At 34.0% G+C, this 17738-nt stretch carries 16 protein-coding genes; 6 read left to right on the forward strand and 10 right to left on the reverse strand.

Annotated elements, in window-relative coordinates:
• Nucleotides 1-32: 32 nt before the first annotated feature.
• From nadA to BK821_RS02980, 3 genes are read right to left on the reverse strand one after another with little or no spacing between them, the layout of a single operon-like run.
• Nucleotides 33-1133, reverse strand: coding sequence for a quinolinate synthase NadA (nadA, locus tag BK821_RS02970; RefSeq protein WP_071331147.1), 1101 nt, complete (start codon nucleotides 1131-1133; stop codon nucleotides 33-35).
• Nucleotides 1133-1966: a carboxylating nicotinate-nucleotide diphosphorylase gene (nadC, locus tag BK821_RS02975; RefSeq protein WP_046837593.1), complete on the reverse strand. Its 834-nt coding sequence runs from the start codon at nucleotides 1964-1966 to the stop codon at nucleotides 1133-1135. The genes nadA and nadC overlap by 1 nt, the downstream gene beginning before the upstream one ends.
• Entirely contained in the window at nucleotides 1911-3491 is a 1581-nt protein-coding gene (locus BK821_RS02980) for an L-aspartate oxidase (RefSeq protein WP_071331148.1), read from the reverse strand. Before BK821_RS02980 ends, nadC begins: the two co-directional genes overlap by 56 nt.
• Before the next feature lie 90 nt (nucleotides 3492-3581).
• On the opposite strand from BK821_RS02980, the gene BK821_RS02985 reads away from it, so the two are divergent.
• Entirely contained in the window at nucleotides 3582-4661 is a 1080-nt protein-coding gene (locus tag BK821_RS02985; protein WP_046837595.1) for a cysteine desulfurase family protein, read from the forward strand.
• A 12-nt stretch (nucleotides 4662-4673) separates the two neighbouring features.
• On the forward strand, nucleotides 4674-5195 hold the full coding sequence (locus BK821_RS02990; protein ID WP_071331149.1) for a transcription repressor NadR: 522 nt from the start codon (nucleotides 4674-4676) through the stop codon (nucleotides 5193-5195).
• 103 nt (nucleotides 5196-5298) lie between these two features.
• Here the strand turns inward: BK821_RS02990 and BK821_RS02995 are convergent, their stop codons facing one another.
• From BK821_RS02995 to BK821_RS03025, 7 genes are all read right to left on the reverse strand, one after another.
• Complete coding sequence (locus BK821_RS02995; RefSeq protein ID WP_071331150.1) at nucleotides 5299-5754, reverse strand: DUF3021 domain-containing protein; 456 nt, start codon at nucleotides 5752-5754, stop codon at nucleotides 5299-5301.
• On the reverse strand, nucleotides 5751-6191 hold the full coding sequence (locus tag BK821_RS03000; protein WP_046837598.1) for a LytTR family DNA-binding domain-containing protein: 441 nt from the start codon (nucleotides 6189-6191) through the stop codon (nucleotides 5751-5753). Before BK821_RS03000 ends, BK821_RS02995 begins: the two co-directional genes overlap by 4 nt.
• A gap of 172 nt (nucleotides 6192-6363) precedes the next feature.
• Nucleotides 6364-7023 carry a hypothetical protein gene (locus BK821_RS03005; RefSeq protein WP_071331151.1) on the reverse strand — a complete coding sequence of 220 codons (660 nt, stop codon included), beginning with the start codon at nucleotides 7021-7023 and terminating at the stop codon, nucleotides 6364-6366.
• 96 nt (nucleotides 7024-7119) lie between these two features.
• Nucleotides 7120-8880 (reverse strand): purple acid phosphatase family protein, encoded by a 1761-nt coding sequence (locus BK821_RS03010; RefSeq protein WP_071331350.1) that lies wholly within the window; start codon nucleotides 8878-8880, stop codon nucleotides 7120-7122.
• 246 nt (nucleotides 8881-9126) lie between these two features.
• The gene (locus tag BK821_RS03015) at nucleotides 9127-10185 is read right to left on the reverse strand and encodes an NAD(P)-dependent alcohol dehydrogenase (RefSeq protein ID WP_071331152.1); all 1059 of its coding nucleotides are present in this window, start codon (nucleotides 10183-10185) and stop codon (nucleotides 9127-9129) included.
• Between the two features lie 290 nt (nucleotides 10186-10475).
• Complete coding sequence (locus BK821_RS03020; RefSeq protein WP_046837601.1) at nucleotides 10476-11150, reverse strand: ABC transporter ATP-binding protein; 675 nt, start codon at nucleotides 11148-11150, stop codon at nucleotides 10476-10478.
• Between the two features lie 13 nt (nucleotides 11151-11163).
• On the reverse strand, nucleotides 11164-12213 hold the full coding sequence (locus BK821_RS03025; protein ID WP_071331153.1) for an ABC transporter permease: 1050 nt from the start codon (nucleotides 12211-12213) through the stop codon (nucleotides 11164-11166).
• 226 nt (nucleotides 12214-12439) lie between these two features.
• On the opposite strand from BK821_RS03025, the gene BK821_RS03030 reads away from it, so the two are divergent.
• The 4 genes from BK821_RS03030 (at nucleotide 12440) to BK821_RS03045 (ending at nucleotide 17573) form a co-directional block, all read left to right on the forward strand.
• Nucleotides 12440-13489 (forward strand): efflux RND transporter periplasmic adaptor subunit, encoded by a 1050-nt coding sequence (locus tag BK821_RS03030; protein WP_071331154.1) that lies wholly within the window; start codon nucleotides 12440-12442, stop codon nucleotides 13487-13489.
• Between the two features lie 488 nt (nucleotides 13490-13977).
• Nucleotides 13978-15405, forward strand: a complete 1428-nt coding sequence (locus BK821_RS03035; protein ID WP_256201620.1) for a sugar porter family MFS transporter — start codon at nucleotides 13978-13980, stop codon at nucleotides 15403-15405.
• An 18-nt stretch (nucleotides 15406-15423) separates the two neighbouring features.
• Entirely contained in the window at nucleotides 15424-16362 is a 939-nt protein-coding gene (locus BK821_RS03040; RefSeq protein ID WP_071331156.1) for a sugar phosphate isomerase/epimerase family protein, read from the forward strand.
• A 35-nt stretch (nucleotides 16363-16397) separates the two neighbouring features.
• Nucleotides 16398-17573: a Gfo/Idh/MocA family protein gene (locus BK821_RS03045; protein ID WP_071331157.1), complete on the forward strand. Its 1176-nt coding sequence runs from the start codon at nucleotides 16398-16400 to the stop codon at nucleotides 17571-17573.
• The last annotated feature ends 165 nt before the right edge of the window (nucleotides 17574-17738 follow it).

The raw sequence follows: 17738 nt of genomic DNA on the forward strand, positions 1-17738 counted from the left end.
GGGTCTTTATTCTATCTTTATATATTCATTACTTATGTTATAGCTAACATGCGCTCTAAAGATTGTTTAGCATAATATGTTGTAGCTGCATCTACTTTAATAATATTATCGTGATTACCCTGTTGTATTTTATCTAGACACCACGCAAGGTGGGGTAAGTCTATCCGATTCATAGTCAAACATGAACACATCAACGGATTCAATGACTGGATCTCAATGTCTGTATAGGTTTGCTTCAATCGATGAACCAAGTTCATCTCTGTACCAATCACCCATTTACTTCCTTTGGGAGCATGCTTAATGGTATCAATAATATATTTTGTTGACCCTGCATAATCGGCTTTTTCAACAACCTCAAAGGTGCATTCTGGATGAACGATAACATTTACTTCTGGATCACGCTCTCGGGCATGATCAATATGCGCAGGATAAAATTTTTCATGTACAGAGCAGTGCCCTTTCCATAAGATAATACTAATGTTCTCTTCATCGCCGTCATGTTCTAGTTCTTTAGTAATAGGGTTCCAAACAGCCATTGCATCTAAATCGATCCCCAATTTATAAGCGGTATTTCTACCTAAATGTTGATCAGGTAAAAATAAAATTTTGGATCCTTGATCAAGTGCCCACTGAATCACACTATCAGCATTACCACTAGTAACACATGACCCCCCATTTTCACCAACAAACTTTTTAATAGCAGCTGTAGAGTTGACGTATGTTAATGGTAATATATCATCACCTAATCGCTCGGTAAGGACTTTGTACCCGTATAAAGCTTGTTCAATATTTGCCATATCTGCCATGGAACAACCCGCAGATAAATCAGGTAAATAAATATGTTGATTGTCATTGGTTAATATATCTGCAGTTTCGGCCATAAAATGCACACCATTAAATATGAAATACTCCGCTTCAGTGTTTTCCTTACATATTCTAGCCAATTCCAATGAGTCGCCCATTACGTCTGCAAATTGTGCAACTTCATCCTTTTGATAATGATGCGTTGGCATAAACAACCTAGACCCTAACGTTTCTTTAATCGCCTTTATTTTGTCGATTAATTCAGTTTCTGACATATTAACATATTTTTCTGGTAAAGCTTGAGCATCTTCTAATATAGGATTAAACATTACATGACCACCTTTGCTGATATATCTAATGCACGTTGTGTATAAAAAATGGCACCAATCGAAATATAATTGACACCTGTATTTGCATAATCTATGACATTATTAATATTAATATTGCCAGAAGCTTCTGTCTTAATATTAGAAGGCACGCGGGTGATGTATTGCTGAATCCAAGAAGGAGATCTATTATCAAACATGATGATATCTACTCCTACTTGAATCGCTTCATCCAGTGCTTCAAGCGTCTCAATTTCTACTTCTATCTTATCCATAGGCCCCATCATTGTCTTTGCTTTAAGCACCGCTTGTGATAATGATTCACTATAGGCAATATGGTTATCTTTCAACATAATGCCGTCATTTAATGTACGTCGATGATTATACCCACCACCAACTTGTACAGCATACTTTTCAAACATGCCTAACCCTGGTGTAGTCTTTCTAGTATCTACAATTTGGACGCCCGTGTGTCTAACCTTGCTGACAATTTCATTTGTCATCGTAGCAATACCAGACATACGTTGAATTAAATTTAAAGTGATACGTTCCATTGTAAGTAACGTTTGTACATGCCCTTGTACTATCGCTAGCGTTTGACCTTGCTGAATTGTATCACCATCTTCCACTAATAGATCAATATGAATACTAGGTTCAATTAATTTAAAACTTTCATTAATAATGATAGTTCCACAAAATATACCTTCTGCTTTAGATACAATCGTTAACGTTCCACATTGCTGTACATCAAAAATACTTGTAGCGAGATCTCCATAATGATTATCCTCTATGTAAAATTGCTTGAGTTTCTCTTGAACGTTTAATTTGTTTAACACGTAATGCTGCCCCCATTTCTATTTCAATATCAATATTTTGAAAATTTTTATTGCGCTTTGGATAATCTATACGATAATGTGCTCCTCTTGATTCTGTTCTATTTACAGCTGACATACATACAATTTCCAAAGTTTTTAGTCTGGCATATTTTTGCCAATCCTCTCGTGTGAAGTCTTCTACTATTGGATGTTCTATTAGGCATTGCTGAAGCTCTTTCAAATAACGCTTCATAGATTGCCCATCTCTTTCTATACCTAATTTGTCAAAGCTCTGTGAGATTAATTGTTCATACTGTCTTTGCTCAATTTTTGGAATTCGAAGTTGAGACGGCTGACATCTTGATTTTTGACGTATCGGCAAGTTATTTACGATGGCCGCACACCGTTGTCCCATCACTAGACCTTCCAATAATGAGTTACTTGCTAAACGATTCGCACCATGAAAATTTGTATTACTGACTTCACCAATGGCATATACATGAGGCAGTGACGTTGTACCATCAATATTCGCCTTAATTCCTCCCATCGTATAATGCGCTCCGCACGAAACAGGAATTCGTTGCGATTTATATTCATCCGGAAAGTATGTTATAACATTGCGGTATATCCCGGGAAATTTTTCTGGGAAGTCTTCAATAGGTTTAATATCAATCATACATGTATGACCCAAACGTTGTTGGTGAAATATGATTCTACTGGTAATATCTCTTGGCGCTAGACTCGCCAATGGATGTACTTCATCCATAAATTGCTTTCCATATTCATTAACTAACTTACCTCCATCACCCCGTACTGCTTCAGATACTAAACCAAATGTTTGCGTGGATGTACCTAATAAGGTTGGATGAAATTGAATCATTTCCATATGTCTTAGTGGGATACCGTGATGTAGCGCTATTAAATGCCCTGTACTTAAAGTGTTTGAAGCACTCGAATGTGTTTGGAATAAATTACTATAACCTCCTGATGCTAAAACAATTTCATCACCTTGAACTACTATTTGATGATTATTTTTATCAATGGCTAACACACCTGCAACTTCACCATCATCATCTCGTAATAAATCCACAACTTCAGTTTCTTCATAAAATGTGACAGCCTTATCTTTAACTGCTTGTATTAAATGTTTCATGATATATTGCCCTGTTTGATCTCCACCAGCATGTACAATACGCGGCTTTGAATGTGCCCCTTCCATTGCTAATGCCAAGGTTTCTCCATCATTCCGTTTATCAAAATTCATACCTTCATCTATTAGTTGTTGGATACACGCATGACTATGCCGTATCATTTCTTGAATAATATACTCATCACCTAATTTGTGACCAGACATAAATGTATCTTCGACATGTAATCTAGCTAAATCCTTTTCTTGATTGGAAAAACAAACGCCCCCTTGTGCCAAATGACTATTATTTTGTTTCAAATTGTCTTTTGTGATACATATAATTTGAATGTCTTTATGAAGTGCATTTACAAATGACAATGCGGCAATACCTGAACCAATTACAATAATTTTCTTCAAATTTACACCTAACTTTACATATATGTTAACATTTAGTTTACAACTATATTTACACAAATTACTGTATATTACAAGTGGGGGTAAAAAACATTGATTTATTTAGACAATGCAGCGACAACTCAACCTGATAAGGTAGTACTCGATATCTATCAGCAAACACAGCACAATGCATTTTATAATAGTGAAAGCTTACATACTGGGGGAAATCATGTAGATTATCTCTTGAGAGATTGTAGAAACTATTTAAAATCTTATTTCAATACTGAAAAAGAAGTCATTTTTACACGTAGTGGTTCCCATGGTAATGAAATTGCCATACATAGCTATTTAACTTATAGCACAAGATCCAAAATATTAGTGTCACCATTTGAACATCCTTCTATTTTCTCAGCACTAGAGTCTTTTAAAGATCAATTTACCATCATATTTACTCCACTTAATGACGAGGGAGAAATTGATATTAATCAAACACAAGCTTTATTGAACGGTGACATTGCTTTGATTATTATGCAGCATGTTAATTCCGAAACCGGATATATTTTACCAGTAGATACTATTGCTAAATACGCGCAACAATATTGTATACCTATTCATGTTGACGGTGTCCAAGCTGTAAACAAGTTACCTGACATAGATATATCTATGTTTACCTCTTATGCATTTTCAAGTCATAAATTTCATGGTACGAAAGGCGTGGGGACTTTATTAATTAGCCATGAATATGTAAAACCATTAAATAGTCATTATTTTCATGAACAGTTCACACAAAATGGCACACTAGATACTCCAAGTATTGTGGCAATGACTAAAGCTTTATCTATGACAACTGACTTGAAACATATGGTTCAATTAAAGACGCATGCACTTAAACGCGCACAAGCTTTGAATTTTTCTCCTATTCGATTCAATAAGGAATCCTCTCATATACTGGCATTATTATCTCCTAAATTTGAGGCGCAATATATCATGCAGTCACTTTCGAGTAAAAATATTTGTATCTCTACAGGAACTGCTTGTGGGCATGGTATGTTGTTAAGTGAGGGTTTACAGGTTAAAATAAATACAATAGCTCATGATGCGTTAGACCAATATATGCGTCTGTCATTTTCTAAAAACAATACGATTGCAGACATTGATAGTTGCTTTAACCATTTAGCAATGATTATTTAAGGAGAGATTGTTATGGAAACACCTGATCAACGTAGAAGCCAAATCGTACAATTACTTACCGCTTCACAACAACCTATTAGCGGTAAACAATTAAGTGAACAATTTGATGTTTCTCGTCAAATTATCGTTAAAGATATTTCAATACTGAAGTCGCATCACTATAATATCAATGCTACGAGCAAGGGTTATCATATCGATATAGCACCCCAAGGTAAAGGCTACAAACGCATCATCGTTTGCCAACATGCTCAAGAATCTATGGCTGAAGAACTGCAAATCATACTCGATAATGGGGCAATGATTGATGATGTATCCATTGAACATCCCGTATATGGCACATTAAAAGCCGACTTAATGATAGAAACGCATAAAGATTTACAACAATTTTTAGAACGTATGGACAAATATAAAGGTAAAATGATCGCAAACTTAACTGATGGTATGCACTTACATACGATCTCTGCCCATACTGAAAAAATATTAGACAACGCAGTCCGTGATTTATCAGAACATCAATTTATTGTGGAAGAATAATTTTACTGAGTTTATATTAAGCGCTTATTGTCGTTTCGTTGAATAATTGGATAAAAAAAAGACATGGACGTACAATTAGTTTTCATTGTACATGCATGTCCTTTTATTTAAGATTATGCAATTTATTATTAATATTATCGATAGTTTTTTGATTTTTTGATCGAGCAATAAACCATATAATAAAATAAAGAGTGAGAAATATAATTACAAAACTAAGAAGACTATATATTTTCAAAGGAAACCAGCCTGCCAGTATAGCCATTGGAAAAAATAAAAATAAAATCACTAAAAAATGCGTTATTGTTGCCTGAGTAATATTCATGTCAGTGTGAGAAAAAATCATGCTAGCAAAAGCAAATATAATTCCTATTGCTGCCCATATTAACAACGCAATAACAAAAACTTGTAGAGCATTTAAATGCTTTTCATAAATTTCACCCATGTATGAAGAACTGCTAACTGGATGATAACATCCATCTTTCGCCAAGAACGAAAAGAAAATAGAAATCACTATACCTATAAACCACCCTACTGAAACACCCTTAAAAATTCTTATCATAATTCCAACCTCTCTTTTATAGATTTTAGGTAACGTCTAGATGAATAAGTGACAATATCATTTTTGAAAAAAATTTTAATTTGACCTGTGGTAGTCATTGAAAGGTGATCAAGATAGTGTATATTAATAATTTCTGATTTAGATATCTTTATGAAATGATGATTGATGATTGCTTCAATTTCATAAAGTCTTTTATTAAGCACAAATTTTTTTGTCTCTGTCTCCATTTTTACAACTTTGTTTTCAGTAAAAAACCTATAAACTTCAGATAAATTCACGCGATAAATATGGTCGCCTAATTTACCAATTAATACCTTTGTAGCATCAATTGATTGAACATACTGTATTAAACAATTAATATCACTAGACATCTCAATGGCATCAATGTAGACAGCATTTTCTGTTAAATTGGAATCGATGTTTACTTTCAATTTCATCAAGTTACCCTCCCTAACTAATATTAAATCAAATGCGATGCTTTTTTTAAATATAGCATAGATTAACGGTAAGAATTTTAATACAAGTGGTGATATATTTTGCTATGAACGACAAAAAAACTCATCAAACGTAACGTTTTGATGAGCACTTCATTGTTTTAGACTGGTCTTATCAATCTTTAGATTTCTCCAATATTTTTTTCCATTCTTTCTTCAACGTTTTATTTTTCGTTTCTTTGAAAATGACATTCGGCTTTAAGTTTGGATCTTTGTCATTATAGTCTTTATATGAAAAACCACTAGATAGCGTCACAGATTCGTCCGATTGAAAAGCATAATAATATACTTTACCGTTGTCTGCGAACAAATACTTTTTAATGGGTTGTTCCATGTTTGCAACAGATTGGTATCCCTCAATATTTGAGAGCTGCTTTGCCGCTTCATCATATCCTTTAGTTTTATTATTTGATGTGTACATTGAAACTCCCACTAGGTTATGTATTTTAAAATGCTTGGCACCGGGTTTTTTATTATCAATGACTTGAATTTCTCCGTCATTCGTTAAACCGTAAAAATCACTATTAGTATAACTTCCGTTGCTTAAATAACGATTCGACACAGCTAAACCTTGCTTTTTAGCTACTTGATCAGATATATTTAATACGTCTTTTTTAAGCTGCTGTCTTTGTTCCTTTGTGAATGATTTAGTTTCTTTTTTCTGATGTGCTGCTTGTGTATCTTTTTCTGATTTTTCATGATGTTGTTGACTCTGACAACCCGTAGCAGAAAGTATGATACCCAATGATAGCAAACTATAAATTACGCTTTTCATGTCAAAACTCCTTATAATATTATAATATATGAATATACGAGATTAGCATGGTAATGTCATACCAAACCAATCTCGTATATGATTTAACACATATGACTATTTTTGAGGTGCTTTATCTTTTAAAATTCCGAATTCGTCTACTAATTTAACTTCGCGTTGTTCACCTTTACTGATATCTCCATATAGCTGATAAATTTTAACTTTAAGTTTATCGCCTTCTACTTCATATACAGAGAAGTTTTGCTCTGAAGCATCACGGTTATTTTCATGACTGTCTTTAAATGCTTTAGATTTATGTGGTTGATTACCTAATGCAAACAAACTGTTATAGTGATCCAGTTGTTTTTGCGTTAAATTACTCAACTCTGGACGTACTTTTTTAATATGTTCTAAGGATCTGTCATATAAATTATCATAAGCTTTTGTGCCACCTGTATTAGGTAATACATAAACTGAACCTTTAGGATTATCATAGTATTCTACATTATCTTTACCTAGAACTTGAGACGCATCTTCTCGTTTCGCATTAACAAAACTATTCTTAGTAGATGTGTGTTCTAAAGGATGTGTACGAGATAACACATGGTCATGACCTTGTAGTACTAAATCTACATCTAATTCATCAATTTGTTTCGTTAATTCTTTTCTTATCTTACGGACATCTTCATCTGATAGTGCATGATAAGATTTAGAATACATTGGTTTGTGAAGATTCAAGACAACCCAGTTCGCTCCATTTGCTTTAGCCTTCTTGATATCTTCTTTAATCCATTTCATTTGTTCTTTACCAATTGCTTTTTCATCTGGATTATCTTTTGATTTTTTATTATCATTCGTATTCGCTACAACCATATGTGCACCATTGTAATCAAATGAATAATACGATCCTCCATTTACAGCGTTATTTTCTTTTGGTACATTGACATGGTTATTATATGCATTTAATAATTTATCATCTTCTTCATTTAATGCGTATTCATCATGGTTACCTGCTGCAGTAGCTATAGGTAAAGACATAAATGATGGTCTTGATTGTTCATATAAATCTAACCATTCATCTTCGACTTGCGCTGTTTCTACATAATCTCCTGTATGTAAAGCAAAATTAGGATTTCCTGCAGTGTTGATGGCTTGGTTCAAAGTATCTGCACCAAACTGCGCTTCATTTCTTACATGTTCGTTCCAATAGGCATTTTGAGTATCTGTGTATTGGACAAACTTAAATGGATCGCCTTTATCTCCAGATGTTTGAAATTGGCCTACTTCACTTTGAGGACCATTTTCACTACCGACTTTATAGTAATACTTGGTGTTCGGTTTCAAATTTTTAGCTTTAGCTTTATAATTATACTCTTCAACATTTGTCATTTCTGATTTACCTTGCATGTCACCACGTGTCCATTCAGGGCCACTAGCGTTTTTATCAGTATAATAGCCGTTCACTTTTTCTTTCCCATTTTCATCTTTAATTGCCTTACCTTCATCATCTTTTTCTATGTCAGCAAATATAAAGTTCCCATTCTTATCTCTTTCTATGTACTTCGACTTTACTTTCTTAGCTTTTGCATCAAATGATTTTGCGTCACTAAAATCACCCGTTTCCGAGACCCATACTTTTGCATCTTTAAATTTATCCGTAGTATACCAATTGAATCCCATCTTATTCTTAGTGTCACCATTAAAATTAGTAATAATTCGATTAGGGTTGTTCTTTTCAGGTACTGGTGCTACCTCTGGTTTATTTTTTAAAATTTTGATTCCCTTATTTTCTTGCTGTGTACTTTCAGTTTGTGTATTTGGCTCGCCAGCTGGTGCACTCGCTTCTACACTATTTGTTGGCATTCCGAATGATAACATGAGCAATAAACTCGCTGCCCCTGTTGTTAAAAATTTCAATTTACTTTTCTTCACATTAGCCCCTCCTTTACCTTCTTATATTTTATTATATAAATAAAATGTTAATAATTAGTTAATATAATAAGTCGTTTTATTAATATTATGTAAATTTTCTATTCGAAATTTTATAATATATATTTCAGTTGTTTTTTAATATAAAAAACACCCACTTCTATCATTAGAAGTAGGCGCTTTTATCTTATATTTTTATAATGTTTCCATATCTATAACAAAACGATATCTTACATCACTTGCTAATATACGGTTATATGCCTCTTGAACTGCTTTAGGATTGGCTTGAATTGTTTCTATCATCGGTAGAACTTGATTATCGGCTGCAAATTGTATCATTTCTTCAGTAATCGCTATACCACCTACATTTGACGCTGTTAATATAGCTTGTTTTCCAAATAAACTGCCTACATGGAATGTTTGCGGTTCGCCAGCGAGTCCAACATAAACCATCGCACCATTTACTTTTAATAAACTAACATAGGCATCAACATCTAAACTCACCGCTACTGTATTTAATATAAAATCAAATTTACCTTTTAATTTATTAAAAGTTTCAACTTCAGTTGTTAATTCATAGGCATCCGCACCAAATCTTTTGGCTTCTTCATTCTTACCTTTAGAATGACCCAGTACTGTTACTTCGGCTCCCATTTTATGTGCAAATTGGACTGCTAAATGACCAAGTCCACCCATTCCAATAATGCCAACTTTCTTTCCAGGACCTACATTCCATTTTTTCATAGGATTATAAGTAGTCACGCCCGCACATAGAAGTGGACTAGCCACATCCAAGTCCAATGTATCTGGAATACCAATTACAAAATGATCTTTAACAACAATATCATTAGCGTAACCACCATAAGTAAGTTCGCCATCGTAACCTTTACCGTTAAAGACGACAACTACACCTTCTATACAGAATTGTTCATCACCATTTTGGCAATGTTCACACACCCCACATGAATCGACAAAACAACCTACGCCAACACGATCTCCAACTTTAAATTTGGTTACATCACTACCTACTGCTGACACAACACCAGTAATTTCATGTCCTGGTACTATCGGGAAATTTGCACTACCAAAATCATTATCTACCACGTGAATATCTGAATGACAAATCCCACAATATTTAATATCAATTGCTATATCGTCTTCTCTTAATTCTCTTCTTGTAATTATATTTGTTTCAAATGATTCATAATCTGAAGTTACGGCTTGTATCACACGTGTTTGGCATTTTTCACACATATCAGCATTCCACCTTTATATTTTATATGAAGATCAAAAATGTTAACTATATGTCATTTAACTCTAGTTAATATTACCCGATGCAAAAAAGTGTACACTCTAGAGTTAACACTAGGTTAATATTAGAAAACTATTTGAATTAATTATCATTATACAGATACTATTATTTATCTATTAACACTCCCGGCACAGTGACCTATATCGGTTTATTCACTTCTGTTTATTAGAACCTCATACAAAATAAAACCACCTCACTAACTTATAAATCGTTAATAAGGTGATTTTGTGGATTATCTTTCAACAGTTTCTAAACTCAGTTTGCCATCTTCCATAGTATAAACTTTATCGCAATAACTTTTTAATCTTTCATCATGTGTCACAACGAGACACACTTTATTTAAATCTTTTGTTTGTTGTTTTAAGATATTCATTACTTCTAAAGCATTATCAGTATCCAAAGAAGCCGTGGGTTCGTCTGCTAGGATGATACTTGGATTTGTATAAAGCGCTTTGACAATCGCTACACGTTGCTTTTGTCCCCCAGAAATTTCATTGGGTAATTTATTTTTGATAGTTGATAAGCCAAGCTTGTCCATGAGTTCACGTAATGTATTATCTTTTAATACTTGGTTGCTATGTTTTTTTAATAATACAAATTGTTGTTTTACCGTTAAAAATGGTACTAAATTGGTTGCTTGTAAAATGAAACCAATTTCCGCCATTCTCGATTGAGACAATTGTTTTTGATTCATTTCAGTAATATCTTTGCTATTTATAATGATTCTACCGGAAGTCGGTGTCTGTAAAGCGCCTGCCATAGTAAGGAAAGTACTCTTCCCTGAACCAGAAGGGCCAACAATACCTACCACTTCCCCTTTATGAAAAGTTAAATCTGTAGATTTTACAGCTTCAATGGTCCTATCACCGTCTTTAAAAGATTTTGTAACCTTTTTAAACTCTAACATTTTAATCACTCCTTTAGCCTATAGCTTTCAATGGATCTACTTTTCGAACTGTCAATATTGAAAATAAACTGCCAACAATAGATACTAAAATCAATCCTATTCCAAAAAGAATCAATGTTAGTGCATTAAACGCGACAGGAACAGCTGCTGGTATAAAAGCACCTGTAATTAATGTAAGTACTAAACCTATAACAGTGCCTATAAGGGCGATAATAAACGTTTGTGCTAAAACGACTCTAGCTAAATAGCCATTAGTAAAACCTTGTGCCTTAAGTACACCAAATAAACTCGTTTTTTGTAGCGTAATTACATACAAGAAAATACCTATTACAGCTGCAGAAATAATAAACAAGAAGACAATCATAAAATTCAACGTCGTATTCTGTGCTTGGTACCCTGGTAATGATTCCACAAAATCTGAAATGGCAACTGCTTCTAAATTATTACTTAAATCTTGCTCTTTCCAATTTTCATCTTTAATTACTACTGCATTTGTCTTATCCTCATTAAACATAGGATTTATCTTCTCCATTGTTTGAGCATTAGAAAACAGCACCGGAGAAGCATTATACTTAGCACTTTCACTAAAGCCAACGATGGTCAAGGATTCATCTGACTGAGACAACGTTAACTTATCACCTAATTTGAATCCTTTTTCCTTTAAAGTTTTGTCTGCAACGACTTCATTATTTTCCTTAAAAGCATGACCAGAAATTAATTTAGGCATTAAAAAGGATTTAGATGCAACGCCAAACAACAGTGCATTTTCTTTTTCCTTACCATTGGAAACAATAACTCCTGTTTGTGTTAAATATGCTTCTTTTTTAAAATTTCCATCTACTTCTTTTTTATCAATCACTGACTGTGCTACTGTCTTATTGGCATCTTTATTTAAAATAATGGCATCTGCATGCCACTTATCTATACCTTCTCGGTTCATATTAATTAACCCGTTCGCCAACCCGGATAAAAAGAATAAAAGGTAACTAACCATAACTAAAATCCCAATAATTAATCCGAATTTCAGCTTATTTCTACGTATTTCATTCCATGCTAAGTACATACACTCACCCCTATTAATAAACATCTATGTTTAATATATTAACTCTAATTATATATGTAGGACAATTGATTTCAAAGTTTTAAAAATTTATTTTGTTAAAAAGTATTATGTACAAATAAAATGCCCTTAAAGTTTTCCCACTCAGTTCAACGACCTTCAATACAGTTGTGAACAACGTTTCAACTTTTTTTCTATGGGTACTTATCAAGTTGGCAGGTGATATATAATGAAAAATAAAAAATTATGGATATTTATTATCATGCTTATTGTATTAATTATTGTAGTGTCCTATTTTGTATTAAAACAAACGCATGTAATAGATCAAAAACAACATAGTTCTTACCAAACTTATACGGTAAAAAAATCAAATGCTTTAAAATTAAAAGGCAAGTCCTCTCCACAAACAATTAAAACTTACCAAGAAAATCGAGAAATTGGAGAATACATACGTCCACAAATTCAAAATAACCAAACAGTACGCAAAGGAACACCGCTTGTGTATTACGATACTAATCATAGTATTCGACCGAAGTTAGTTGAAGATGTTAAAAAAATGCAAAACTATATTGAGAGAGATTATGATTTAATTAATAAACATCCTAATAATCAAACGTATCAACAACGATTGAGTAAAGATCAGGATAAATTAAGTCAAGCTCAACAAAACTTAACGTTACATGACAACAAATCAAGTAAAGATATCTACGCCACATTTGATGGCAAAGTAAATTATATTAATAAAGATATTGATAAAAATGGAAATATTCTCCAACTTATCTCTAATCAACCTCAAATTAAAACGACTATTTCAGAATATGATATAGATAAAGTAAAAGAAGGCGATAAAGTAGATATTTCGGTCAATAAAGGTGATAAAAAACTACAAGGTAAAGTGATACAAATTGCAGATTTGTCGACAGAATCACAAAAAAGTGTCGATCATGCTTCTAAAGATAAATCAACACCCATTCAAGATGTAAGTAAGCCTTCTAAATATGCGGTAACAGTTGGCAACTTAAATACTCCTATTAAAGATGGCTTTACTGTAGACATGAATATTCGTGTAAATACAATTCAATTGCCAACAACTGTCCTAACCAAAGATAACAACGTATTTGTAGTCGACAAGCACAACAGAGTTCACAAACGTGCTATCATAACTGGTCATACAGATGATAAAGTTATCGTTAAACAAGGCTTGAAATTTGGAGAAAAACTAATTAAGCATCCTAAATCCAATCTTCAAGAAGGTCAAAAAATAAAGCCTTCTGAATAAAAAGTATATTTATCAAAATTAGTTTATAACGAACACGCATTTTTGATTTAGTGCCCCGTGTTATATCGACATCACACGAGACCTATTTACATTATTGCGTGTTTTTTATTTTACTAATGCATTTCTTAAATTTTCTACACTTTATGTTATAACAAGCAACCTATCCCCTCTTACACATTCAAATAATTAAACTTCTTTGATTAAAAATTGTTTTTCGTGAAACATTTTATATAACTATATTTTTGTACATTTTTTCGAATTATCTCGCAACTCAAACTTGTAATATTACTTTTTAAATAAAATTTTATTAATCCTCTCAATCCCACTATTTACGAACGCTCTAGCATTTTCACTAAATATTAAAACCTTTATAAGCAAAAAAATATTTGACTAGGAAAGCGTTTACAATTATAGTATTTTTAATAACAACTGTTGATTATATTTTAGTAATTTATTGGTTTTTCTTATAAAGAACGGAGGTTTTAATCATAAAACACTCATCAAATGATATAAAAAACAGAAAGATGCTCAAAATTACAATTATTTCTACATTAGGTGGTTTACTTTTTGGTTTTGATACAGGGGTTATTAATGGTGCACTACCGTATATGTCACTTTCAAGTCAACTGGATTTAACACCAGCCACAGAAGGCTTAGTATCGAGTTCGCTCATTTTCGGTGCAGCTTTTGGTGCAATATCAGGAGGTACACTTTCAGATACATTTGGCAGAAAGAAAATGATTATGTGTCTAGCTATCATTTTCTTCTTCGCAACAATTGGCTGTGGATTATCACCTAACGTCTTTTCGATGGTCTTATTTCGAATCATTTTAGGGTTAGCTGTTGGTGGTGCTTCAGTAATCGTCCCTACATTCTTATCTGAAATGGCTTCTAAAGAACAGCGTGGTCGAATGGTTACACAAAATGAACTCATGATTGTTACTGGTCAGCTCACCGCTTATATAGTTAATGCTGTTTTAGGTAATGTCGTCGATAATGAAGGTATTTGGCGTGTTATGCTATTAGTCGCAACTGTGCCTGCAATCTTCCTATGGTTTGGCATGCTCACTGTGCCAGAAAGTCCTAGGTGGTATGCAAGTAAACATAAATACTGGCCAGCTTACAACATTTTACGATCATTAAGAGATGAAAAAACCGCGGAAACTGAAGTCCGTGAAATTAAGACACATATTGATAATGAACAACGTTTAAAATTAGAATCTAGAATCTCATTTAAACAACCATGGGTTCGACGTATCCTTTATATTGGTATCGGAATTGGCGTCGTTCAACAAGTTACTGGTGTTAATTCAATTATGTATTATGGGACGGAGATATTAAGAGATGCAGGGCTTGCTACCAAAGCAGCACTCATTGGTAACATAGCTAACGGTATTGTGTCAGTATTAGCTGTATTTGTGGGCATTTGGTTATTAGGCAAAGTTGGACGGAAACCTATGTTAATGGTTGGTCAATTAGGGGTTATTTCTACACTCACTTTGCTAGGTATTTTCCCAATTATATTAGGGGATAGCCCCATATTTCCATATATTGTACTTGCTTTAACGGTGACCTTTTTAGGGTTTATGCAAGGCGCTATCGCTCCAGTAACGTGGTTGATGCTCTCTGAAATATTCCCGTTAAAGGTTAGAGGTTTTGGCATGGGGGCTAGTGTATTTTTCTTATGGATTGCTAATTTTTTAGTTAGCTTAATATTCCCTATCCTTCTAGGCAATATCGGTTTATCTAACACGTTCATCATATTTGCAGTGCTTAATGTCATTTCAATTATTTTCGTTAAAAAGTTCTTACCTGAAACAAAAGGCAAATCACTTGAAGATATTGAAGATTATTTCAAATCACAAATGAAAACTAAAAAACAAAATGCGCAAAGCATCGTTAAACAATATAAATGATAAGCGGAGGTATGAATAATGAAACTTGCATATTACACAGATAGTCTTCCTCATATGTCACTTGAAACAGTATTAAAAAAGATTACGCAACAAGGTGTCTATCATATAGAACTCGCGACAGGAGGTTGGTCCCCTGCGCCTCACTTAAATCTTAACGAACTTCTATCCAATGATACAGCACGCGCTGACTTACAATCACTACTCGCTAAGTATGCTGTGAAAATCGTTGCTTTAAACTGCTCAGGCAACCCTTTGGATCCAAGAGAAACTGGTAAGCAACATCGCGAAGTTACACTAAACACATTTAAATTAGCCAAACTTCTCGACGTAAAGACGATTGTTATGATGAGTGGATTACCTCCCGCTTCACCAAACGATGAAACGCCGAATTGGATTACAACAACTGTGAGTTGGCCACCAGAGTTAAAGGTAGCACTGGATTACCAATGGTATGAAGTTGCTATACCCTATTGGAAACAACTTGTTCCTATTGCCAAGCAATATGGCATTGAAAAAATAGCTTTAGAAAACCACGGAACACAGCTCGTCTATAATCCAGAAACTTTATTTAAATTAAGACAGGCTGTTGATCCTATGATTGGCATGAACCTAGATCCGAGCCATTTATTTTGGATGGGTGGTGACCCCATTCAATGTGCGCGAAAGCTTGAAGGCGCCATACACCACATGCATGGTAAAGACTTAAGAATTGAATCTGGACCCGTTGGTTTAAATACTGTGCTAGAAACAAAAGATATCAAGGATACTAAAAATAGAGCGTGGAATTATGTCGCTGTAGGCCATGGACATGATCTACAGTGGTGGAAGACTTTCTTCTCTGTTGTTAGGATAGTCGGCTACGATGGTTATGTATCTCTAGAAATGGAAGACTTTACAATGTCTGCTGAAGACGGTGTTGACGTGTCTATAGAAGCTTTGCAACAAGTCATTGTGTAATAAAATTATGCTATTAAATGAAGGGAGTTTTTTATATGAATAACGGTGAAAAGAAAATGGAAAGATCTTTGCGTTGGGGTATGATTGGTGGCGGTAGAACTAGTCAAGTAGGATATAAACACCGCAGTGGCGCTTTACGTGATAGAACTTATGAATTAGTTGCTGGTGCATTCGATATTGATAGTGAACGTGGCAAGTCCTTCGGTGTTAATTTGGGTGTAGATAAAAATCGCTGTTATGATGATTATCAAACGCTAATTGAAGAAGAAGCTAAACGCACGGACGGTGTAGAAGTTGTATCTATTGCCACACCAAATGGCACTCATTATGAAATTACGATGGCAGCACTAGAAGCTGGTCTACATGTAATTTGTGAAAAGCCTTTAGTTTTCACAACTAAAGAAGCTGAAGAGATAAAAGCATTTGCTGAACAACAAGGCCTTATTGTAGGTGTCACTTACGGTTATTCCGGAAATTCAATCATTTTACAAATGAGATCTATGATTGAACAAAATAAAATCGGCGACATCCATTTAGTTGAAATGCAATATACGCATGGATACGCAGGTAATTCACAAGGAGATAAAGACAACGCTGCACAAAAATGGCGTGTCGACCCTAAAATAGCTGGTCCTACATTCGTCATTGGTGACTTATCTATTCATACGTATTATATTTCTAAACTTGTACTCCCTCATTTATCAATCAAGAAATTATTGTGTGATAGACAAAGTTTTGTGGGTTCACGTTACCCACTTGAAGACAACGCATATGTATTGATGCATTATGATAATGGCGCAGTTGGACGCATGTGGACATCAGCTGTAGATTCAGGCCAAATGGATGGCCAACGCATCCGTATTGTAGGCTCAACTGGCAGTTTAGAATGGTGGGATAGCGCACCGAATGAACTCCTTTACCAACCGCAAGGTGCGCCGAATCAAACTTTATATAGAGGAGCAGAATATTTAGATGACTTAGCTAAACAAAATGAACGTCTCGGCATCCTCCATCAAGAAGGATTAACAGAAGCGTGGGGCAATATTTACTTAAATATAGCATTAGCAATTGATGCTAAAAACCGCGGTGATGAAGAAACACTGTCTCAACTCATCTATCCTGATATTAATTCGGGTATTGAAGGCGTACGTTGGATTGAAAATTGCGTGGCCTCAGCAGATCAAGGTTCCCAATGGGTAGAATATCAATAAGTAAAAACTAAAAACACCTTCCTTTTTGAATATTTTCCATCTTATATCCCACTGATTTCGTGGCTCACTTGGAAACATGTATTCAACGAGGAGGTGTTTTTTCTTTTTATAATAAAAGACTAGATGTTTTATTTATAATTCATAAAAGTGCACCTTCATATTGTG

The sequence above is a fragment of the Staphylococcus sp. LCT-H4 genome (genome assembly GCF_001866145.1).
In the GTDB taxonomy this organism is placed as follows: domain Bacteria; phylum Bacillota; class Bacilli; order Staphylococcales; family Staphylococcaceae; genus Staphylococcus; species Staphylococcus succinus.